The 21,157-nt window shown below is 41.6% G+C and carries 21 protein-coding genes; 17 read left to right on the forward strand and 4 right to left on the reverse strand.

Annotated elements, in window-relative coordinates; translation table 11 throughout:
* The first annotated feature begins 142 nt into the window (after positions 1 to 142).
* Both MKX34_RS13680 and MKX34_RS13685 read left to right on the forward strand, forming a co-directional pair.
* Positions 143 to 1,384: a stalk domain-containing protein gene (locus tag MKX34_RS13680; RefSeq protein WP_036686374.1), complete on the forward strand. Its 1,242-nt coding sequence runs from the start codon at positions 143 to 145 to the stop codon at positions 1,382 to 1,384.
* A gap of 119 nt (positions 1,385 to 1,503) precedes the next feature.
* The gene (locus MKX34_RS13685; RefSeq protein ID WP_036686376.1) at positions 1,504 to 1,692 is read left to right on the forward strand and encodes a hypothetical protein; all 189 of its coding nucleotides are present in this window, start codon (positions 1,504 to 1,506) and stop codon (positions 1,690 to 1,692) included.
* A 143-nt stretch (positions 1,693 to 1,835) separates the two neighbouring features.
* Here MKX34_RS13685 and MKX34_RS13690 read toward each other — a convergent pair whose 3' ends face one another.
* Positions 1,836 to 3,125, reverse strand: coding sequence for an adenylosuccinate synthase (locus tag MKX34_RS13690; protein ID WP_076104291.1), 1,290 nt, complete (start codon positions 3,123 to 3,125; stop codon positions 1,836 to 1,838).
* Between the two features lie 115 nt (positions 3,126 to 3,240).
* On the opposite strand from MKX34_RS13690, the gene MKX34_RS13695 reads away from it, so the two are divergent.
* The 7 genes from MKX34_RS13695 (at position 3,241) to MKX34_RS13725 (ending at position 12,284) form a co-directional block, all read left to right on the forward strand.
* Positions 3,241 to 4,119 (forward strand): LysR family transcriptional regulator, encoded by an 879-nt coding sequence (locus MKX34_RS13695; RefSeq protein WP_036686616.1) that lies wholly within the window; start codon positions 3,241 to 3,243, stop codon positions 4,117 to 4,119.
* Between the two features lie 51 nt (positions 4,120 to 4,170).
* The gene (locus MKX34_RS13700; RefSeq protein ID WP_076144029.1) at positions 4,171 to 5,412 is read left to right on the forward strand and encodes a molybdopterin-dependent oxidoreductase; all 1,242 of its coding nucleotides are present in this window, start codon (positions 4,171 to 4,173) and stop codon (positions 5,410 to 5,412) included.
* Between the two features lie 150 nt (positions 5,413 to 5,562).
* Positions 5,563 to 6,306 carry a hypothetical protein gene (locus tag MKX34_RS13705; RefSeq protein ID WP_076297737.1) on the forward strand — a complete coding sequence of 248 codons (744 nt, stop codon included), beginning with the start codon at positions 5,563 to 5,565 and terminating at the stop codon, positions 6,304 to 6,306.
* Positions 6,307 to 6,319: 13 nt separating this feature from the next.
* On the forward strand, positions 6,320 to 8,008 hold the full coding sequence (locus MKX34_RS13710) for a VWA domain-containing protein (protein ID WP_076297738.1): 1,689 nt from the start codon (positions 6,320 to 6,322) through the stop codon (positions 8,006 to 8,008).
* Positions 8,009 to 8,032: 24 nt separating this feature from the next.
* A complete protein-coding gene (locus MKX34_RS13715; protein ID WP_076126025.1) occupies positions 8,033 to 9,172 on the forward strand; it encodes a toxic anion resistance protein in 1,140 nt (379 codons plus the stop codon).
* Positions 9,173 to 9,327: 155 nt separating this feature from the next.
* Complete coding sequence (locus tag MKX34_RS13720; protein ID WP_076297739.1) at positions 9,328 to 10,050, forward strand: sensor domain-containing protein; 723 nt, start codon at positions 9,328 to 9,330, stop codon at positions 10,048 to 10,050.
* A gap of 842 nt (positions 10,051 to 10,892) precedes the next feature.
* A complete protein-coding gene (locus MKX34_RS13725) occupies positions 10,893 to 12,284 on the forward strand; it encodes an alpha/beta hydrolase-fold protein (RefSeq protein ID WP_036686387.1) in 1,392 nt (463 codons plus the stop codon).
* Positions 12,285 to 12,456: 172 nt separating this feature from the next.
* On the opposite strand, the gene MKX34_RS13730 is transcribed toward MKX34_RS13725, so the two are convergent.
* Complete coding sequence (locus tag MKX34_RS13730; RefSeq protein WP_076141478.1) at positions 12,457 to 13,185, reverse strand: SDR family oxidoreductase; 729 nt, start codon at positions 13,183 to 13,185, stop codon at positions 12,457 to 12,459.
* A gap of 165 nt (positions 13,186 to 13,350) precedes the next feature.
* On the opposite strand from MKX34_RS13730, the gene MKX34_RS13735 reads away from it, so the two are divergent.
* The 7 genes from MKX34_RS13735 (at position 13,351) to MKX34_RS13765 (ending at position 19,047) form a co-directional block, all read left to right on the forward strand.
* A complete protein-coding gene (locus MKX34_RS13735) occupies positions 13,351 to 13,689 on the forward strand; it encodes a winged helix-turn-helix transcriptional regulator (RefSeq protein WP_036686390.1) in 339 nt (112 codons plus the stop codon).
* Positions 13,690 to 13,716: 27 nt separating this feature from the next.
* Entirely contained in the window at positions 13,717 to 14,169 is a 453-nt protein-coding gene (locus MKX34_RS13740; protein ID WP_081384098.1) for a hypothetical protein, read from the forward strand.
* Between the two features lie 217 nt (positions 14,170 to 14,386).
* Positions 14,387 to 15,403 carry an ABC transporter substrate-binding protein gene (locus MKX34_RS13745; RefSeq protein WP_076213058.1) on the forward strand — a complete coding sequence of 339 codons (1,017 nt, stop codon included), beginning with the start codon at positions 14,387 to 14,389 and terminating at the stop codon, positions 15,401 to 15,403.
* 13 nt (positions 15,404 to 15,416) lie between these two features.
* Entirely contained in the window at positions 15,417 to 16,433 is a 1,017-nt protein-coding gene (locus tag MKX34_RS13750; protein WP_076273844.1) for an iron ABC transporter permease, read from the forward strand.
* 25 nt (positions 16,434 to 16,458) lie between these two features.
* A complete protein-coding gene (locus MKX34_RS13755) occupies positions 16,459 to 17,463 on the forward strand; it encodes an iron ABC transporter permease (RefSeq protein WP_076104305.1) in 1,005 nt (334 codons plus the stop codon).
* A 19-nt stretch (positions 17,464 to 17,482) separates the two neighbouring features.
* Complete coding sequence (locus MKX34_RS13760; RefSeq protein ID WP_076297741.1) at positions 17,483 to 18,283, forward strand: alpha/beta hydrolase-fold protein; 801 nt, start codon at positions 17,483 to 17,485, stop codon at positions 18,281 to 18,283.
* Between the two features lie 11 nt (positions 18,284 to 18,294).
* Positions 18,295 to 19,047, forward strand: a complete 753-nt coding sequence (locus MKX34_RS13765) for an alpha/beta hydrolase-fold protein (protein WP_076297742.1) — start codon at positions 18,295 to 18,297, stop codon at positions 19,045 to 19,047.
* Positions 19,048 to 19,129: 82 nt separating this feature from the next.
* On the opposite strand, the gene MKX34_RS13770 is transcribed toward MKX34_RS13765, so the two are convergent.
* Both MKX34_RS13770 and MKX34_RS13775 read right to left on the reverse strand, forming a co-directional pair.
* Complete coding sequence (locus tag MKX34_RS13770; RefSeq protein ID WP_038570543.1) at positions 19,130 to 19,666, reverse strand: SRPBCC domain-containing protein; 537 nt, start codon at positions 19,664 to 19,666, stop codon at positions 19,130 to 19,132.
* Between the two features lie 51 nt (positions 19,667 to 19,717).
* Positions 19,718 to 20,050 (reverse strand): metalloregulator ArsR/SmtB family transcription factor, encoded by a 333-nt coding sequence (locus MKX34_RS13775; RefSeq protein ID WP_036686399.1) that lies wholly within the window; start codon positions 20,048 to 20,050, stop codon positions 19,718 to 19,720.
* 348 nt (positions 20,051 to 20,398) lie between these two features.
* Between MKX34_RS13775 and MKX34_RS13780 the strand changes: the two genes are divergently transcribed.
* A complete protein-coding gene (locus MKX34_RS13780) occupies positions 20,399 to 21,037 on the forward strand; it encodes a universal stress protein (RefSeq protein ID WP_232061321.1) in 639 nt (212 codons plus the stop codon).
* Positions 21,038 to 21,157 lie beyond the last annotated feature (120 nt).

The raw sequence follows: 21,157 nt of genomic DNA on the forward strand, positions 1-21,157 counted from the left end.
TATAATGGAAGACTCTGTAATTATCACGGAGTAAATTCACTAGAAATACAAAAAAATATTTCTGTAAATTTTTCTCTAGTAAAATTGTGGAATTGTGATACAGTAATTAAGGTTTATATATTTAGAGGGGGATGTAAGGAAAATGAAAGCTATTAAATGGAGCATCACTGCAGCGTTAGCAGTATCTATGTTGGGTCCAATACATACAGTGAAGGCGGCAGATACGCGTAACGTCGATTACGATCAAGGTAGTATTTTACGGAGTGCCAGTTCAGTTTCGTCATCATACAATGAAGGCAATCAGCAGGTTGAAGATTTGATATTTCAGATGGATGCTACGGAAATCACTGTTGGGGATAATGTTCCGGTACAAATCTATGCTAAAGATGCCGATGGCATATCCGAACGCGTCCCGTTAGCTCAAGCAAATGTCGTAATTGAAAAGCCTTATTTGCTGCAAAAGCAAGCCGATGGCACAATGAAAGCCTTAGCGGTAGGAGAAACGAACGTAACGGTCATTTCAGGATCAGATACCAAAACAATAAAAGTTTCGATCAGTGCGGACCATGATATTGATCAAGGTGCATTTGTTAATGGAACAATGTATTTGCCGGTTCAATCGGTTTTTCAAACGTTGGGAGCAACAGTCCAAGTTAATACAGCAACTAAAACCTTTAGCATTCGTCTAGGTGATTTGCCAATACAGCTTCAACTCGGAAGCGATATTGCAATGGTGAATGGTGCGAAGGTCAAAATGAGTGGTAAAGTGCAAAAGATCGACGGATCTACAGTTTTTCCTGCCACGCTTTTAAAGACTGCACTGTCAGCAGAGTTAATTTGGGATGGAAATTATCAGACGATGGAGATCTACTTCGGCAAAGCAGAGTTGTTCGCCTATACGAAACAAACCGCGCAGATTTTTAAGAAGGAAGAACAAGGAAACCTCGTTAAGTTCATTGGAAAAACATATTGGCTCAATCAATTCGACTCCGATTATAAGTTCCAAAAAGTCACTATTGTAGATATTCTACCTGATTATGAAGGTGAATTCGCCATTTCATTTAAGGTTTTATCGACGGGGCAAATTCTTAACTCTTATAAAATGTCGGGAGATGAGTTGATCCGTACATTAGGAAATAAAGAATATTTCTTAACAACGGATCCATTTAAGACCTATAAGTGGTCGGATGCGATTTGGACTAAGATTAAAAAGAGCATAGTTGCTACTGGGATGACCAAGCAGCAAGTGGAGTTTAGTTGGGGTAAGCCAATAAGTAAATCTACACTATCAGGTAGTGGCATTCAAGTGGAGACCTGGCAGTATGGTAATTATAACTATGTTACCTTTACGAACGGTGTTGTCTCCATGATCTATACGAATTAATTCTTCCTTATTTCTGCGTTACTTTAGTCATAGAGCCTGTCTTTGCGACATATCATTTTGGAGAAGCACTTTCAGAATTAAAGTGTTGACTATTGTTGTTCGAAATGAGGGGTTTATTCATGGCAAAGTCAAAACGTGGACATGCACTTTGGAATTTACCATCAAGGGGCAGAGGGACTTGTCCAATCTGTCAGAACACCCGTATTAAGCTGCTTTATCCCAAGAAAAAAACGGATGGAGCAGTCGTTAAGGTCTGTAAACGCTGTGACAAGGCTCCGCAGACAAAAGTAGATGCCGTGTTGATTTAAAAAGAGTACACAAAAAAGAGGCTGTCTCAAAAGTGGATTTTTCTACGTATGAGGCAGCCCTTCTCATGAATAAAACAAAGAAGCGCTTCTCTAATAAGAGAGGCGCTTCTTTTAAATTCTACAGAGATTTAGTACGTATATGATTATTTCGTTATCCGATTAATGACCTGTTCGCGTCTAGGACCCACGGAAATCGTAGTAATACGCGTGCCAATAGAGGTTTCAATAAAATCAATGTAAAGCTTAGCTTGTTCTGGCAGATCTTCGAAGTCGGTGATCTGAGAGATATCGCTGTTCCAGCCAGATAAATGCGTGAATATCGGTTTTGCAGAGTTCAGTTTATTCGTAGCCGGGAACTTGTCGGTGATCTCTCCATTTTCAAGCTCATAAGCCACACAAACCGGAATCTCATCCAAATAACCAAGCACGTCAAGATTAGTCAACACGACTTCAGTGGCACCCTGCATTTGGCAACCGTAACGAGTAGCTACAGCATCAAACCAGCCCATACGTCTAGGACGGCCAGTCGTAGCCCCGAATTCCCCGGCATCGCCACCTCTTGTACGAAGTTCATCCGCTACGGGTCCTTCTAATTCCGTAACAAAAGGTCCAGCGCCGACACAACTGGAATAGGCCTTGGTTACAGCGATGACATTCGTGATAGCTGCTGCAGGAAGACCAGCACCGACAGGTGCAAACCCGGCAAGTGTTGAAGAGGAGGTGGAGTAAGGATAAATACCGTGATCAGGATCACGCAGAGCCCCAAGCTGACCTTCAAGTAAAATAGTCTCTCCCTTGGCATAAGCCTCTTGCAGTAAGTCTGTTGTATTGGCTACATAAGGCGCTAGCTGTGCAGCTTCTTCTTGCAGCTGAGCCATTAATTCCGAGATTTGGATAGGCGTTTTCTTATATAAATGCTCAAGTAATATATTTTTGGAAGCGAGTAATTGTTCAAGACGTTTCTCAAGTCGAGCAGGATCAAATAAATCCGCTACCTGTATGCCTAGCTTTGCATATTTATCTGCGTAAAATGGTGCGATTCCTCGTTTTGTTGAACCGAATCCTTGAGATCCCAGACGTTCCTCTTCTAGTTCATCAAACAAACGATGGATTGGAAGCACGATTTGCGCCCGTTCGGATACGAATAATCTAGGTTTTGGCACGCCTCTATCCGTTAAAGCTTTCAGTTCTTTTATTAATACTTCTGTATCAAGTGCTGTTCCTGGTCCGATAATGTTTGTAACGGAAGGATAAAATACCCCAGATGGCAGCATATGCAATGAAAATTTTCCATATTGGTTTATGATGGTATGCCCAGCATTACTACCACCTTGAAAACGAACGACAAAGGAAGATTGTGCAGCTAGCACATCCGTCATTTTTCCTTTTCCTTCGTCGCCCCAGTTTGCTCCTACAATTGCAATTACGGTCACGCGTTTTCGCCTCCCAAGCTTGTTTTTGGCTACAGGACTAAGTATAATGCTAGTTAAATCATTAGAAAAATTGATATAAGTTATATCTATTATAAGGTGGAGTAATGACGTGGGGATGGACATTAATTTGGAGTGGTATCGCTCTTTTTATTGGGTAGCAAATACAGGGAGCTTAACTGCTGCGGCAGAACGACTCAATATTACACAACCGGCAGTAAGTCACACGATTAAACAATTGGAAGAGAAAATGGGCGGCCCGTTATTTTTTCGCACTTCTCGCGGGGTCGATCTAACAACAGAAGGAAAAGTACTGCTTAGCTTTATTGAGCAAGCCTTTCATCATGTAGACATGGGCGAAAGAGCGATCGCAGATATGAACAATCTGAACAGCGGCGAGATTCATATCGGAGCAAGTGACACCTTATGCAAATATTATCTGTTGCCTTTTTTGGAGCAATTTCACGAACAATTTCCCAATATCCGCATTCATATTACGAATCGCACGACACCAGAAACACTTACGCTTTTAAAAGAAGGGAAAATTGATTTTGGTATCGTCAGCTTGCCGACATCTGATAAACAGATTGATTTTCGCAAAAGTACTCAGCTTCAAGATTGCCTTGTAGGAGGCAAAGGTTTTCGTCATTTAGCGGACAAGACCATGCCGCTTGCAGACATTCAGCAGTATCCGTTGTTATGCTTAGAAGCGGGTGGGAGCACCAGAAAGTATATGGATCAGTTTTTAGCTTCTAATCATTTGACGATTACACCTGAATTTGAACTGGGCAGTGTGGATTTGCTTGTTCAGTTTGCGAAACGTGGTTTTGGCCTAGCTTTTGTTATTCGTGATTACGTAACCGAAGAATTGAAGAAAGGTGAGCTTGTCGAGATTCCTCTGGACCCACCTTTGCCAGAACGTAACATAGGAATTGCTACCCTGCGTGGAGTTCCTCTTACAGCTGCTTCAAAGTCTTTTCTAACATTATTAGAGTAGAATCAGGATAAAGAGCTATTTGAGCATACCTAGTGAAGAGGAGGAAAGGTAATGAATTCTTTACTGGCTCGGCTGCGTAAGGGATACGGGAAAAAGCTTCGGGAGCTTCATACCTGGAATGGCTGGCTGGTTGTGTTGCTCACACTCACAGGACTTGTGCTTGTAAGTGGCTTCTGGCGTGGCTTCTTAGGGGAAGGCAGAGTATGGATCAAAGGGCTTCATATCGTGGTCGGTGTTGTTTCGATTATTCCGGTTATTTATTATTTGCTGCTGGCAGGGAAACATTGGAAACAATTGAAGGAGCGGCCTTGGCAACGTTTTAATGTAATCGTTGTACTTTCATTGCTGTTAGGCTGGTTCGTTTCAGGAGTGCTACTTTGGCAATTCCGCGTGGTGGGTCCACATGTATCGAACGTTGCTCTGGTCGTCCATGACTTATTGACCTGGATAGGCCTTCCTTATATTATTTATCATTCTTTGACTCGGGTAAAATGGCTTAAAGAACCGAGCCGCCGGATAGTAAAAAGCGGCATTGAGACAGGTAGCCCTTCGAATCATCGGGAATCCCCACAGCCGGTTTATACACGTAGAGCTTTCATACGCGGATCGATTGGTGTTGGGCTTGCGGTAACTATAGGCCCATCGTTTATAAAATGGCTCGGCAGTTCAATTGGAAATATCGGGGGCAGCGAAACGATTGAAAAGCTGATCGAAAGTGATCGCAATCAGTTGTTGCCTGCACCCCAGCCACTGGCGGCATCCTCACCCCCTCTCGGAGGAGGGGCGCAAGGACAATTCCGTGTTTACACAGTCACTCCGATTCCGGAGTTTACGAACAACAATTGGTCTTTTACGATAGATGGGCTTGTGGAGCAGAATTTCAAGTGGAACTGGGAACAGTTCGTAAAGCTGAAGCGGACCGTTCAGGTGAGTGATTTTCACTGTGTGACAGGCTGGTCAGTCTATAAGAATACCTGGGAAGGCATCAAGCTAAAAGATCTTTTGAGTCAGGCCGGTGTGAAGCCCACAGCTAAGACTGTGAAATTCTATTCTGGTGATGGTGTATACACGGATACGCTCACATTGGAACAAGCCGACATGGATGATGTGCTGGTCGCGGTAATGCATGATGGAAAGCCGATTCCTAGCGATCTCGGCGGTCCTGTACGGTTAATCGTTCCGAAGATGTTCGCATACAAGTCTGTGAAGTGGCTGAACCGGATTGAGCTGATCGAAGGCGATCATACGGGATATTGGGAGCAACGCGGGTATTCAAATGATGCGTGGGTATAAAATAGTGATCGTTAACCTTAATGGGCTTATTGCCTGTTAAGGTTTTTTTGTTGATTAATTCCTTATTTTTTGACATATAGCAAATGAAGAGACGTAATAACAGAAATTGCTCCATACAATAGAAGTGACTGGATGCAGGAGGTGGTTGTGATGAACGGGGTTAGAGCCATAAAGCTGTGGGGACTTATTCTCGGTGTGGTACTACTGAACATTATCGTGTTGTCACCAGGTTTATTAGGGGTGGAAATCGGAGGAACCAGTGTATTTGAAACCGCTTTGGGTGTGACATTGTTGTTTGTTAGTCTACTTGTTGTTCTTTATGGAAGTTATATTTTATTGTTTAAACCTTCATCTATCCCTGCTGTGAAAACACTGAAATCTTATGAGGATTATATAGCCGCGCTTACTCAATACAAAAATGTCAAAGTACTGAAAAAAGACATTGCGCTTGCTCTAGATCAGATATCCCGGATGGAAAAGAAGAGAAGTACCTTGTTAGATGTTTTAGGTCAGAGATTCGAATCCACTGAACTTAGCTTCAAAAAATTTAATGCAGTCAGTTATGAAGTAGCGAAGCTTTTTTACCTGAACATTCGAGGGATTCTGAATAAACTCAGTGTATTTGATGCCTCAGAGTTCACCCTTTTCTCCAGCCGGCATAGACCCTCACAGTTCTCAGATAAATTGGTGCAGAAAAAGACAGCTTTGTACAATGAATATTTGGCCTACGTAACAGGGTATCTTGGGGCAAATGAAGAGATTCTGCTGAAGCTGGATAAGCTGCTGCTGGAAATATCGCTACTCGACAGTACAGATTATACAGATGTTGAAGAGATGCCTTGTATGAAGGAAATCGATGAGTTGATCAAGCAGACGAAATTTTATAAGCAATGAAGGGGAGATGTGTATGGCTAATAAAGGAAAAACAGTAGCAGTTTTAGGGACCATTACGGTGGTAGTTTTTGCTCTCGTGTATTTTGGAATCACCTTAACCTCTAATATAGGAAAAACCGAAACCCAGATTTCTTCCGAAGATGCGGGGAAGCAGCTAGAGAAGCTATACAAGAACATAAACGTGACTACGGCTGAGCAAATCAAAGGCCAGATTGACCTGGATCCTGTTGCGATTGGGGATTCATTACCAGATATCTCAAAGTTTCCTGTATCCGTAGACAATACAACAGATAGCTTTGTAGAGATATTCTCTTCTACTGAAAAATCAGGAACAGGTAATGACGGGTGGCTGAATGAAGTTGCTACAGATTTTAACAACTCTAATATTGAGGTGAACGGGAGTCACGTTTCTGTGAAAATCCGTAATATTGCTTCAGGTACAGCGACAGATTACATAAGATCTGGGAAGTATGTGCCAGATGCCTTTACCCCTTCAAATGAGTTGTGGGGCGAAATGGTAAAAGCAAACGGGATGAACACGCAGCTAATCACTAAACGCCTTGTAGGTAATGTAGCTGGTATTGTTACCAGTAAGGCGAAATATGATGAACTAATAGAGAAATACGGTTCTTTAAACGTAAAGACGGTTACAGACGCCATAGCAAATAATGAATTATCAATGGGTTATACCGATCCTTTTGCCAGTTCTACGGGTTTGAATTTTCTGGTAACAGCGCTTGGGACGTTTGGCGGTGCAGATTTACTTGGAGAGCAAGCGGTGCAGGGCTTTGAGAAATTCCAAGCAAATGTACCCTTTATCGCCTCAACCACTTTACAGATGCGAGAGGCTGCAAAAACCGGTAAGCTTGATGCTTTTGTCTTAGAATACCAGATCTTTGTGAATGCAACAGATTTGAAGGGGGGGTATGTATTCACTCCTTTTGGTGTAAGACATGACAGCCCGCTTTACGCTTTGGGTGATCTTCCTCAGGAAAAACTCGATATTATTAAGAAGTTTGCTGAGTTTGTTGAACAGGATAAATACCAGGAGCTGGGTGAGAAAAAAGGCTTCAATGATCTTAATGATTACCAATCAGAGCTTAGTACAGTGGATGGCAGTCTCATATCCTCAGCTCAGAAGCTGTGGAAAGAGAAGAAAAATGGCAATAAACCTATCGCCGCAGTATTTGTAGCAGATGTCTCAGGAAGTATGAACGGGGAACCCTTGAACCGTTTAAAGCAATCTTTATTAACAGGCCAGAAGTACTTGGGCAAGGATAACAGCATTGGTTTTGTCTCTTACTCTGATAACGTTACAATCAATCTTCCGATTGGAAAATATGACACGAACCAGCAGTCCATGTTTGTTGGTGCGATTGACAGTCTACAAGCAAATGGGGGGACGGCTACTTTTGACGGGATCGCGGTAGCCATCCACATGCTTCAAACGGAATTACAGCTAAATCCGGATTTAAAGCCGTTGATCTTTGTATTAAGTGATGGGGAGACCAATGAAGGGCATTCCTTGAATGATATCAGAGGTCTGATTGAGACCTACAAAATCCCGATTTACACGATTGGCTACAATGCGAATATCAAGGCACTTGAGAGTATTTCGAGTATAAATGAAGCGGCCAACATTAATGCAGATACAGAGGATGTAGTCTATAAAATCGGCAACCTGCTCAATGTTCAAATGTAAGCTATTTTTTATAGGAGGGGTTCTATGTCGTTTACTATGGAAGTCGTAAGTCAAGAAAAGCTGAAATCAGTAATTGAGGAGCAGGTCAAACCTGAGCCTGAGGAAGTATCACAACTGAAAGCACTGGCAGTAAACAATGTCTCCGCCATTCTGGATCTGAATTTAGAGTCACTGGATAAGCGAAAAGCGGTGTTGCAATCCATTGATAGCTTCGGTATGGAAACGATGAGATCCTCTTCGGACAAAAACTCCCTGTTGCAGGTTTCAGTGGGGAATTTATCAAAGACAGGGGATGAAGGCGGCCAAGTAGCGAAAGGTTTGACGGAGCTTAATCTCCAACTGAAGGATTTGGATCCCAGTGCAGTAGATTTTGCTAAGACGGGTTTTTTAGGTAAGTTCTTTAATCCATTACGTAGTTATTTTGCTAAATATCAAAAGGCGGATGCTGTGATTTCAGATATTATAATTTCTTTAGATAAGGGTAAGACCGTTTTGAAGAACGACAATACTACGCTGGAATTCGAGCAACAGGCCCTTCGGGAACTCACAAAAAAGCTACAAAAAGAGATTCAGCTCGGCATGTTGATGGATCAGGAGATAGAGACGCAACTGGAAGCGGCTAAGCTGCGTGATGAGGATGAGGAGAAAGTTCGGTTCATTACAGAAGAAGTGCTGTTTCCGTTGCGGCAGCGTGTCATGGATTTGCAACAGATGCTTGTAGTGAATCAACAAGGAATTATGGCCATAGAAGTGGTTATTCGAAATAATAAAGAGCTGATCAGAGGGGTGGACAGAGCTAGAAATGTTACCGTGTCTGCCTTGAAAATATCGGTTACGGTAGCTAGTGCGCTGTATAATCAACGAATTGTTTTGAAAAAGATCGAACTTTTAAATCAAACCACCGATAGCCTGATCAGCGGTACCTCAAAAATGTTGAAAAACCAAGGGGCGGAAATCCATAAACAGTCGTTAGAATCAAGTATTTCAGTGGATACATTAAAGCAAGCTTTTACAGATGTGCTATCCGCTCTCGATTCCATCAGTACTTATAAGCAGGAAGCTCTCCCCAAAATGCGTGAAACCATTAATCAGTTCAGAGAGCTGGCAGATAATGGCGAACAGCAGATTGTGCGGCTGGAAAAGGGAAATAAGTTGGGACTGTAGCCTAGCAAAATCATAAAACCGGTCAATTATGCGCCTTGAAGCGATAAATCCTAGCCTTTAGTCTGGTATGACTCCAGCCCCAAGACTGTTTTGAGCCTTCTCTTTCCCACGTATAATGAGATTAATTGAAAAACGTGAGAGGAAGGACAATAGAAATGAATGATAAGTTATACTCTATGCCGATGGGAGCTCTTGATTCCATGCATATTCCAGCAGAATCCCAACCCCAATCTAAAACGCGCAAACGTGGAGCAAGTCCAAAGACATATCGGAGTATTTTATACTTCTTAATCTCTTTGCCGCTTACGATTGTATATTTCGTGTTTATGGTGACAGGGCTGACGTTATCCATTGTGTTAACCCCAATATTCATCGGAATTCCTTTGTTTTTTGCAGTAGCTAAGGGATTGGATTACATCGTACAATTTGAGCAAGAGCTGGTCAGATCATTGTTAGATATTCCTAGACCTAGTGAAGAGGCCAGATCGGAAATGCAGCTGGAGGGAGCGGGCTTTCTGCAACGAATGAAGTTAGGTTTTCATGGAGCGAAGTTTGCCCGTAACGTCATGCTGATTATGGGTCGATTCGTATCCAGCATTATATTCTTTTCAATAACAGTAACTGTAGTAGCGGCTGCACTGGGCCTGATTACACTACCTGTGCTGCACCAGATTTTCTTGCAAACCATGGATTTGAACATTTTAGAGAATAGTGTGTTTGCTTTGTTCCAGATCGACTGGACATTATCCCAACAATATATCTCCTATGTAGTAGCTGGATTTGTTGTTGCCTTGTTAGCAAGTTGGGTGATTCGTATGCTTATGGATGTGCAACGTAGAATGCTGTTCGTATCCTACGAGGAAAGACAACAGTACTAATTGGAAAGAAGAGATTGTCTCAAAACAACAACCCTTTCTGAATCTGAATAAAACACCAGACAGTGATCCTTCAGTTCGTGGAGAATCACTGTCTGGTGTTTTTGGTCTGCGGGGAGGTTTGCTTTTGCAAATGATGAGCTAGTGGAGGTTGTCTGATTGCTTCTTTGATTTTTTTGCGTCGGAAGTAGAAGGAATCTGCGAAATAGCTGTACTTTGTGCAGTTATTTCGAGTGCCAAAAGAATAATCCTGACTTTAACTGCACTTTATACAACTAAAAACTAGAGAATCCACTTATAAGGGAGTAATTTCAGAAAATAGCTGCACGAAATACACTTATATCCAGTGATCGAGCGTTCTGTTTGATTATAGTTGTATGAAATACAATTAAACTCGAACGCTTTTACACATTGCCCCCCCGTCAACTCAACTCTCCATGCATCACTTGTCGCTGGAGTGTAATCGCACAAATTATATAGATTTATATGTTCATTCATAGGCGCGTGTATCAGGTTAGAGATCAGTTAGTCTTCAACAATCATCTCTTTGGGAACTCCAAGCAGGCTTTTCCTATTCCTTTATGCCTTTGAATGATGTTATAAAAATATGCCCTATTCCTGCCTGCTATGGCAATGCTACAAATTGTAGCCCTCACGGAGCGATCCGTAAACCGTTCTTCGGGTTGTTTGGACGTTGTCGGAGTTGGTTTGTATGTCCCAGGATGTACTTGGTTTAGAGCTTACTATAACGCTCCCCCAACTTGTGAAAAAATGTTCATTATCCCATATAAATCCTGTATAATGAGAGCTGTGAAAACGTTTGAACAAAAATCAGGAGGGGTTCTATGCATTCAAATGGATTATTTAGATGGAGGTTTTGGGGATTTGCAGTATTAGTTTTGTTAGCGCTTTCGGGATGTTCCAGTAACGGAAATGTAAATGAAAAAGTTGCTACATCACCAACCCCCAATCCAACGATAAGCAATACTTCTAATGCATCGGAGAACCCAACCAATGTGGGGGCGGCAAAAGGTACTGTGCACATAGAGAATCTAGGTGAGCGGAGAATATTTGTTTATTTACCTGCAGGGTATGAAGCTGACAGTGAGCGTTATCCTGTTGTGTATATGCACGATGGGCAGAATATTTTTAACACAAATACCAGCTCTTTAGGCAAAGAATGGAGAGTTGAGGAGATCATTGATCAGCTTGTTGCTGATGGAACCATGGAGAAGGTTATCGTGATAGGAGTCGCTTCAAGTGATGGATCAGAACGGGGAATGGAGTATGTTCCATTTCCGGATCAGTCTATTCCTTCGGATGGAGCGAGTGCAGCCGAATTTACCCAATATTTTATCAATACAGTTATTCCCTATGTGGATGGCGCTTACCGGACCATTCCCGATCGGGATCACCGGATGATCATGGGATCGTCATTCGGTGCTGTTCAGGCATTATGGATGGGGTATCAGCACCCGGAGACCTTCTCAGCGATAGGGGCTTTATCCCCTGCCACTTGGGTAAGCAATGGGCGTATATTGGATGAGTTGGCGAAAGAGTCCGGGAAGCCTGCATTGAAGATTTGGCTCGACATGGGTGTAACCGAAGGAATGCCAATTGATCCGCTTGTGACGGTACTAAAGTCGAAGGGATTTGTATTAGGGAAGGACCTATTCTTTCAGATGGACCCTTTGGGTACACATGAAGAGAAGTCATGGAATAGACGTGTACATAGTCCATTGATTATGTTCGCCGGGAAAGAGGCTGGACAAACGATCAAGCATGAAGTTAGCGACTATCTGACATTAATCGGACCAGAAGCTATCGATGTGCGTCTTAATTTACTAGTTACTATGGATAATGGGATGGATTTTACAATCCTTGACGGAGTTGAATATCAAGTGTTGAATCCTGAAGTAGGGCAGTTAGACAAGGCAGGTAAGGTGAGCTTCCTGAAGCCGGAATCCTTGAAAGTAAATGTTTCATTTCAAGGTGTTACTGAAGAACATTTAGTTAACTATGAGCATTATGTAAAGGTATTTAAAGTTTATGTGAAATCTCTTGATGTTGACGAGCATGGGGAGGAGTTCTCCATTAATCTGAAGCCCTCTGCTCGGAAATTAAATTCAACTCCTGAGTATATCTCAGCGCTAGTGAGCGCTGCTGAAAAAATCGGTATATATACAATTAAGGAGATTCAGGAGGATTCCATAAGTATAACCTTTAATACGAAGTAGTCATTGGAGTTCATAATCAAATGAGGTTATGCTCCTTATTTGAATTTACTATGATCTTAACTAAGGGAAACGGATCCCCTGGCTGATAATCAAGGAATTCTTCCCTAATTCTTTAAACTAAAAGAAGCTAACTCAATAAGTAGAAATTCTTACTTATTGAGTCAGCTGTTTTTTATCGCAAAATATATCCCCCATCCGGAAATAAAGTACTTCCTGTTGTATAGCCATTGGTCATCAAATAAATCGTTGTATGTGCTGCTTCGTCGGCATGGCCAACCCTGCCAAGGAGATTGATATTCGTATATTCGTCGTAAGCCTTGTCTCTAGTTTCCTGTTCTGCGCCTTCCCAATTAAAGTTGGTATGAATGGTTCCGGGGGAGATGACATTTACCCGAATCGGAGCCAATTCTACTGCTAATGCTTTTCCCAGACTTTCAATCGCGCCGTTACAAGCTGCATAGGAGGCACCGTCTGCAAGTGGACGTTGGCTGAATGCGCCGGACATAAGAACAATGGAGCCTGTAGGGTTGATAAAAGGGATAGCATGCTTTACAGCATTATATTGCGGCCAGAACTTTGCATTAAAGCAATTGTGAGCAACCCCTAAGCTCGAAGTAATCGGTCCTCTAACATAGGAGGCTCCCGGAGTGAACAAATGGTCAAATGCGCCGATTTTTTCAAAGAAAGCTTTCAAGTCCTGTTCATTTTGATTATCTAGTGAATGAATTTCAACAGAATCGAATCCCAGAAGCTGTTGAGCATTCTCTAATTTATCTTGTGAACGCCCAGCGATTATGACAGCTGCGCCTTGTTCAACCGCTTGTTTGGCAGTCGCAAGCCCTATTCCGGAGCTTCCTCCGATAATGACGATACGCTGGTTTTTTAATGAAATAGTGGACATATTTATCTTCTCCGTTCATAGTTAATTGGACTTATTAAGTTCTGTTTTTTATTATTAGCTATAAAATATAACCTGCACAGTACGCACTTTTTTCGTACTAGGTACGATTTTTCGTACTAGCTGGTTCGAACATATAGTTATATAACTATCGAAAGAGGGGATCACATGGATTTGCTGGAGCCGAGATTGACTGGGGTTCTTACAACACTTGAAAAGATCGGTGGAAAGTGGAAGCCGCTCATTTTATTTATTTTATTGATAGATGGCACAAAAAGATTTGGGGAACTTAGACGGATCATCCCTGATGTTTCCCAAGGTACGTTAGCTAAACAATTACGGGAGCTTGAAGAGGATCAGCTTATCGACCGGGTGAGTTATCATGAGCTTCCTTTGAGGGTAGAATATAGTATTTCAGAACATGGAAAATCGCTAATTACAGTGTTGGATAGCATGTGTGGCTGGGGTAGGATGCATAAAGAATATTTGAATAATACAAATAAGTAGAGGGAGGACATTATTATTCATACTATTTTGCAGGAACCAACGGGTCAGACCTACAAGACGCTGGTACAGGTAGCTATGGAAGTATGTGATGAATTTATTCTAGTAAAACGTGATCAGATGGAGTTGGAGCCAGAAGGATTTGAACTGCTTGAACAGCTGCAACCATTTCTCAAAAAGGTCATAAAAGATGACTATTGGCCGGGGACTCGGCTTATGGGGCATTATGCAGATGTTTATTTTTTTCATTGTTCACCTGAAGCGGTCGATATTCTTTTATCCTATTCCACCAGCTTGTACTCGTGGGTACAGACCAGGCTGCCTGATGATCTTTGTTTTCTAAAACAAGGACAACCGTGGCTAATCAATACAGCCCATGAGAGAGAAAGCAATTTGATCACTGATGTGAATGAGGAACTTAATAGACTAGAGGAGTGCGGATTGTTGTTCCGTGACTTATCTGAGTTTTATAACGTTCATTAAAAATTTAACTCATATTTAGTGCAGAAGAACCCGCATTTGGTGCGGGTTCTTCTGCATGCTCATTAATATTTCTACGCATCTGTTAAACTATAAGATTTCATATATTCAAAGAAAAGTATTGATAATTATTCTCATATGATTTAATATGATAACGATTCTCATTATCATCACTTTGGTTTGAAGAATGATAAATAAAATATAGATGGGGAGATTGAATATGAATCAGAAAAAATATTTATTAGCTGGGGTATCAGCAGTTTTAGCTTTGAGTTTGGCAGCTTGCGGTAACAATGAGAAGGATAAGACAGCTTCAGAAAAAAGCACAAATAATGCTGCAGTAGCAGCAGAAGGAACAGCAAATAACAAAGGAAATGCGGCTCAGGAGGCAGTTGCCACTGAACAAACCGTTACATATTTGGGCAAGGATTATGTCGTGCCTGCAGAGATTAATAATATTGTAGCAGCAAGTCTCGAATCTATGGAAGATGCTGCCATACTGGGAGTGAAACCTGTAGGTGTACTTGCGATAGCTGATGCTATTCCAGGTTATCTGTCAACAGAGCTAGCGGGTGCATCCTTAGTGGGGGATAAATTTGCTCCAAGTAATGAAGCGATTCTGCAACTGGATCCAGATGTTATCTTAGGGTCTTCCAAGTTTGGGGAAGATGTAGCCGGCGCACTTAATAAAATTCAAACGATGATTCCTTATTCACATATTTCAACGAACTGGAAAGATAACTTGCTCTTATTAGGTCAATTATCCGGTAAGACGGCAGATGCGGAAAAGATTATTAGCGATTATGAATCTAAAGCCGCTGATGCTAAGGCTGAAATCGGAGAAAAGCTGAAAGATCAATCCATTCTAGTCATTCGTATTCGTCAAGGCAGTATGTGTGTATATCCTGCTGGCGTTTATTTGAATCCGGTTATTTATGAAGATCTGGGCGCTGCCATTCCTGAGGTGATCTCCTCTACAGAGGCACAAGCAGAGCTTTCATTAGAAGCTTTGGCGGATATTAATCCGGACTATATTTTCTTGCAGTTTGAGACTAGTGAGAATACTGATAATGCAACAGCACTTGATGATTTGCTCAAGAATCCGATCTTCAAAAGCGTTACTGCTGTCAAAAATAATCATGTGTTTGTAAATGCAATTGATCCGTTGGCACAAGGTGGAACGGCTTGGTCTAAAGTAAGATTCCTGGATGCAGCAATTGAAAACCTGTTGAAGTAAAACCAAAGGTGCGATGAATAAAATGAATACAAAAAATTGGAAAGTTATATTGATCCTATCAACTTCTCCATTATTCATCGTATTAGCAATTGTTGTATCCGTCTTATATGGTGTTAAAGATATTGGAATATTGACAATATGGCAGGCGATTACACACTTCGATGCTAATAATGTGGACCACAACATTATTATGACATCTAGATTTCCGCGTGTAATCGCCGCTTTATTAGTTGGAGCGGCTCTGGCTGTTTCAGGGGCGTTAATGCAGGGGGTTACACGTAACTATCTTGCATCACCATCGATTATGGGAGTAAATGACGGATCGGCATTTGTTATTACGTTGGCTATGGTGTTTTATCCGGGATTATCGAATGTTCAGATGATTATTTTATCCATGGTGGGTTCAGCCATCGGAGCGGGTTTGGTTTTCGGATTTGGTTCCTTGGTCAAAAACGGTTTATCACCAGTCAGGTTAGCTATTATTGGGACTGTAATTGGTACTTTTTTAAGTAGTATCGCCTCAGCAGTAGCGATGTTTTTTCAAGTCTCACAAAATGTTAGCGTTTGGTATAGCTCGAAAATACATACCGTTAATCCAGATATGCTAATATTATCGATTCCTTTTATAATCGTTGGACTGCTCTTGGCGGTTAGTATTTCTAAATCAGTAATGGTTGCTTCCCTAGGGGATGAAACGGCGATTAGCTTGGGTCAACGAACAAAATGGGTGAAAATTGTCAGTATTATATCTGTTGTATGTCTGACCGGGACAGCAGTAGCTTTAGTTGGCAAGATAGCCTTTGTGGGCCTAATCATTCCTCATATTACACGTTTTATCGTAGGTATAGACTATCGCTTTATCATTCCTTGCTCAGCGGTGATTGGAGCTGTTTTTTTAGCGTTATGCGATGTCTTAAGCCGTTATATTAACTTTCCGTTTGAGACGCCAATCGGTGTTGTAACAGCCTTTATTGGAATCCCGTTCTTCCTTTATTTAATTCGGGTTAAAGGGGGAGAGCAGCGTGGATAGAAGTAAAATACAGTTTAGCCGCTATATGCTGACACTATTAGTTTTTATCCTGTTAACCCTTGTGGCGGGGTATTTTCATCTTACGAATGGCGTGTTTGATATGTCTGTAATGGATGTGATAAAAACGCTGCTGCGAATAGATCCTAACCCTAAATTTGACCTGGTTATTTTTCAGTTTCGGTTACCACGGATCATTATTGCCTCATTAGTAGGAATAGGTCTGGGGATGGCGGGAACTGTCATTCAAGGAATTACCCGTAACGGGCTGGCTGATCCAGGGATCCTTGGGATTAATGCAGGCGCTGGAGCTGCCATTGTCGCGTTTATGTTTTTCTTTCAGATGTCGGGAGTTACTTTTTTCAAAGAAAGCTGGTTCTCGATACTAGCCATGCCGCTGTTTGGTTTTGTAGGTGGGCTTGCCGCAGTTGTGATTATCTTTATTTTCTCTTGGCGGAATGGTGCACTCGATATGCAACGCTTGATTTTGACAGGGATCGCGATTAGTAGTGGTTTTGGTGCGTTGTCGTTGTATATTTCTCTGAAAATGAATGCAAGTGATTATGAAATGGCTGCGGTTTGGAGTGTCGGAAGTATTTATAGCGCGAACTGGACTTATATCATTATGATCGCACCTTGGGTGCTTATTTTAGGATTTGTAATGTATCGAAAAAGCTATTTACTCAATTATTTTCAATTGGAGGATTCCAGTACAAAAAGCTTGGGGATCTCCGTAGAAAAAGAAAAGCTGATCTTTCTGTTATGCAGTGTGGGGATTGTAAGTGTTTGTGTATCTGTATCCGGTTCTATAAGTTTTATAGGCTTGATGGCTCCTCATATCGCCAGACGATTAGTAGGAATTAATCACCGCTATATTATGTTATCCAGTGCAGTGGTTGGGATGTTTTTGCTGGTGATCTCAGATTATTTTGCCAAAACAATATTTCAGCCGGCAGAGTTACCCGTGGGTATAGTCGTTTCGATTATTGGTATTCCATATTTCTTATATTTATTAGCCAAGTCAAGAGTGTAGGGGAGAGTGTACAGAAAAAATGACAACACAAGTAGAGCTCGAACACACAGAATCATGGAAACTTGAATCTCAGTATATGGGTTACACGTACGATATAAAGGTTTCTCTTCCCAGAGAAGCAGCACCAGAAAAGGGCTTTCCAGTATATTACATGCTCGATGGTAATTCATATTTTCAATTAGGTCGGGATGTCGTAAAACTGCAGTCAAGAAATGCCCCAAAAACTTTTATTGCACCAGCAATTGTGATTGGCATTGGACATTATGGTTCAGATGAAGAGGTCTCTAAAAGAAGATTTTATGATTTTACACCTCCTGCGAAGCAGTATGTATATCCGGATCGATTGAAAAATGCTGACATAGGACCACATGGTGGGGCTGAGAAGTTTTTAGCTTTTTTAGAATTAGAGTTAATGCCAGCAATCAACAAGAAATATAATGTGGATCAGCATAAACAAGCCTTGTTTGGTCACTCTCTCAGCGGTTTATTTGTCCTCTGGACGTTATTCACTCGTGCGAAGCTATTCCAGTATTATTTGGCCTCTAGTCCATCCATTTGGTGGAATGATCATGAAATCCTGACGTATGCGGAGCGGTTCTATAACAATGGACAAGTGAAGATGACCGATAAACAAAAGTTATTGATTACCGTAGGGAGTGAAGAGTCGTTTATGGTCGATGACGCAGCATTATTATTTTCAAAAATGAATGAATATGCTCTGCCTAATTTAGAGGTTGAGCACTATGTCGCACCCAATGAAAATCACGCTTCTGTAGTGCCAACGATTATGAGTAGAGCGTTTCGAGTGCTGAACTGTTAAGGAGTGGGGATATGACGCAAATTAGGGCAGGCGAGCTTGTGCTTTTTGAACATATAGATCGTCAGATTACCGTGTATTTACCGAAAGAATATCATCTATTTCCGGAGCGGATATTTCCAGCGGTTTTCTTACAGGATGGAGATTTTTTGTTCAAAGAGGCGATTATAGCTATAGAGAAAGATGTGGAAGAGGGAGTAACAGAGCCGGTTATTTTTATCGGGATTGATTCTCAACTGCGGAATGATGAATATACACCTTGGGAAATGCCTGCTCTTTTTAAGGATTGGTCCTTTGGGGGCAAGGGCGATGATTATTTGAATTACGTCTATCAGGATCTTGTACCCTATATCAAAAGCTTCTATCGCATCTCTAACGAGCCGAAGAAATTGGCTTTGGGTGGTGTTTCACTAGGTGGATTAATAAGTCTGTACGCAATGTACAAGACTGAAGCTATTTTTGGAAATTTTATATTCATATCTGCGTCTGTATGGTTTAAAGATTTCATTCATTTCATGGAGAATTCAAGACTAGATAGGGAATGCAGAATTTATATGTATGTTGGTGAACAGGAAGGTATCCACAAGACAAATGTCCAGAAGGACATGGTGCCTAACAGCAAACGTGCTTATGATATTTTAAAAGAGAAGATTGATGAAGCTGATCAGCGTGTGAAGTTTGAGACGGATCCGCTGGGCACGCATAATGACATGTTTTTCCTGCAATATTTTCCGAATAGTATCAGGTTCTTATTTCCTGCAAAATAAACATAATAGGACGAGCGGGAGAGAGTAGCCTTGCTTCGTCCTATTTATCGATGAAAAGGGTCATGGCTAGCACATAGCTGCTCTAGTTATTCTTCTGTAAATTCTCGAGATGGGCATCCAAATTGTCGAAGGTTTGGGAAATCCCCTCTAACATCCCCATATCAATAACTTGTTGCAAGGCTTCCGGAGAAGAGTATTTACCGGTATTCACCAGCTTCGTTTGACCATCCAGGTCGATAAAATCTAGTTGGACAAGCGTCTCAGGCAAATCTTTTGAAATATTACCCTCTGCATCTGAGAACCCATCTGTATAAATGACTTGTTCTGGGACTGTAATTTCCTTATACAATGCCTTGCCCCAAGACTCCATACCGTAGAAATCACCTTGATTCTTATCCTCGCACTTCATGCAATAATGCCAAGTACCCCCTGGACGGAAATCGACATTACATACGGGAAGCGTCCAACCTTTTGGACCCCACCAGTGCTTCAAATGCTCAGCCTCAGAAAAAGCTTTGAATACAAGTTCACGTGGAGCTTGGAATACGCGCTCTAATACTAATGTGTTGCCATCAACAATTTTGGATACCACTTGGTTGGACGGGTTAGAATTTGTCATGGGATAGATCCTCCTCAAATTTGTATGCTTCCTGCCAATTTCAGCCTGAGACTATGATTTTTTATTGTTTTCATTGCTCTGTAGCTTTTGCAAATAATCATCCAGTCGATCATATCGTTCTTCCCATATATGGCGGTAGGAGTCTAACCAATCGTCTATTTCCTTAAATGGATCAGGACGTAGCTTGCAAATGCGCTTGTTAGCAACAGCTTGAACTTCAATTAAGCCCGCTTCACTAAGGACGCGCAAATGCTTGGACGCTTGAGGCTGCCGTAGCTGAAGACTTTCTGCAATCTCCCCAACGGTTAAGGGATTAACCCGTAATAGTTCAACGATCTGCATGCGGTGGGGCTCAGCTAAGGCACTCATAACGTTAGTATTCATAAACGAGGATCACTTCGATTCATTAAATTCATTCGCTCTATTATGACGCACCATGGTTAAACGGCTCTATAGCGCCTCCTTTTTGTTATTTCCTGTTTGTAATATTAATTTTAATATACCATGACAGGAATATTCCTGTAAAGGAATGTATAAAATGCATTGAATGACACCTGCAAAAGAAGGGCATGATACAAGCATTAAAAAGAAATATGTTCCATGATAACCATCAAACTTTACAAAAAACATAGGAATAGATATAATTAAGTATAACTTATCGGGTTTTAGTAATACGCAAGGGGCCTAACGCCAGTGGGCTCCTTTTGTATTTCTTGGCCATGTTACAGGAGGGTGAAGGTCATACACAATGAAAAGATTATGGTTTGTGTTCATTATGGTCCGCATGGGGAGCGTTTAATCCGGCGTGGTGTCCAACTATCTGAAATTATAGGGGCGCCATTGTTTGTATTAAATGTCGATAGTTCGGATATTGATGAATATAATCAGAGCAAAGAAATGTATATGACGGTCTGGAAACGTCTTGCCGATGAAGCTGGCGCAGAGTTTATCATTCGGAAACGTGAAGGCCGAAAAACAACAGATATTATTGTAGAAGTTGCTGAAGAGAATGAGGTTACACAGATCGTCATTGGACAATCTGCTCAAACTCGGTGGCAGGAGCTTACCAAACGTAATTTCATCAATGAACTCATTGGTAAAATGAAAATGATGGATCTGCATGTCGTGGCTGTGCAGCGGATGCGCGCCGGGTTGGAAGAAACCCATGAGGAAGGCGTTATCGCCTACCTGGTCAAAAACGGGGCTGAATATCAGCTCAGTGATGAACCTCAGGGAGAGTATTCGCTTAAGGGAAAGTTCTTTCACGAACTACACACAGAATTTGAGAACGGTTTATTCAGAATTGAGCAGGAAGATGGAAAGGCTAGATATCTGCATATTTGTGATGGCACATTGACCGATTCTTTATAATCGGGCTTGCCCTTATCAACATTGGGGCCTTGTATATAAGGCCCTACCAATCATATGATCTTTGGCTTTTGGTGAAAAAGTAAGTACTAAAGTTCACAACTTGATAAGCTCAAGTGGAAA

The organism is Paenibacillus sp. FSL R5-0636 (assembly GCF_037974255.1).
Classification (GTDB): Bacteria; Bacillota; Bacilli; order Paenibacillales; family Paenibacillaceae; genus Paenibacillus_AQ; species Paenibacillus_AQ odorifer.

What these genes read in the sequence shown, in the direction of transcription:
- MKX34_RS13725 (WP_036686387.1), top strand. Translation starts at nt 10,893, where the DNA reads ATGCATTCAAATGGATTATTTAGATGGAGGTTTTGGGGATTTGCAGTA.
- MKX34_RS13710 (WP_076297738.1), top strand. Translation starts at nt 6,320, where the DNA reads ATGGCTAATAAAGGAAAAACAGTAGCAGTTTTAGGGACCATTACGGTG.
- MKX34_RS13760 (WP_076297741.1), top strand. Translation starts at nt 17,483, where the DNA reads ATGACAACACAAGTAGAGCTCGAACACACAGAATCATGGAAACTTGAA.
- MKX34_RS13700 (WP_076144029.1), top strand. Translation starts at nt 4,171, where the DNA reads ATGAATTCTTTACTGGCTCGGCTGCGTAAGGGATACGGGAAAAAGCTT.
- MKX34_RS13750 (WP_076273844.1), top strand. Translation starts at nt 15,417, where the DNA reads ATGAATAAAATGAATACAAAAAATTGGAAAGTTATATTGATCCTATCA.
- MKX34_RS13770 (WP_038570543.1), bottom strand. Translation starts at nt 19,666, where the DNA reads ATGACAAATTCTAACCCGTCCAACCAAGTGGTATCCAAAATTGTTGAT.
- MKX34_RS13705 (WP_076297737.1), top strand. Translation starts at nt 5,563, where the DNA reads ATGAACGGGGTTAGAGCCATAAAGCTGTGGGGACTTATTCTCGGTGTG.
- MKX34_RS13745 (WP_076213058.1), top strand. Translation starts at nt 14,387, where the DNA reads ATGAATCAGAAAAAATATTTATTAGCTGGGGTATCAGCAGTTTTAGCT.
- MKX34_RS13715 (WP_076126025.1), top strand. Translation starts at nt 8,033, where the DNA reads ATGTCGTTTACTATGGAAGTCGTAAGTCAAGAAAAGCTGAAATCAGTA.
- MKX34_RS13695 (WP_036686616.1), top strand. Translation starts at nt 3,241, where the DNA reads ATGGACATTAATTTGGAGTGGTATCGCTCTTTTTATTGGGTAGCAAAT.
- MKX34_RS13720 (WP_076297739.1), top strand. Translation starts at nt 9,328, where the DNA reads ATGAATGATAAGTTATACTCTATGCCGATGGGAGCTCTTGATTCCATG.
- MKX34_RS13680 (WP_036686374.1), top strand. Translation starts at nt 143, where the DNA reads ATGAAAGCTATTAAATGGAGCATCACTGCAGCGTTAGCAGTATCTATG.
- MKX34_RS13765 (WP_076297742.1), top strand. Translation starts at nt 18,295, where the DNA reads ATGACGCAAATTAGGGCAGGCGAGCTTGTGCTTTTTGAACATATAGAT.
- MKX34_RS13735 (WP_036686390.1), top strand. Translation starts at nt 13,351, where the DNA reads ATGGATTTGCTGGAGCCGAGATTGACTGGGGTTCTTACAACACTTGAA.
- MKX34_RS13775 (WP_036686399.1), bottom strand. Translation starts at nt 20,050, where the DNA reads ATGAATACTAACGTTATGAGTGCCTTAGCTGAGCCCCACCGCATGCAG.
- MKX34_RS13685 (WP_036686376.1), top strand. Translation starts at nt 1,504, where the DNA reads ATGGCAAAGTCAAAACGTGGACATGCACTTTGGAATTTACCATCAAGG.
- MKX34_RS13755 (WP_076104305.1), top strand. Translation starts at nt 16,459, where the DNA reads ATGCTGACACTATTAGTTTTTATCCTGTTAACCCTTGTGGCGGGGTAT.
- MKX34_RS13730 (WP_076141478.1), bottom strand. Translation starts at nt 13,185, where the DNA reads ATGTCCACTATTTCATTAAAAAACCAGCGTATCGTCATTATCGGAGGA.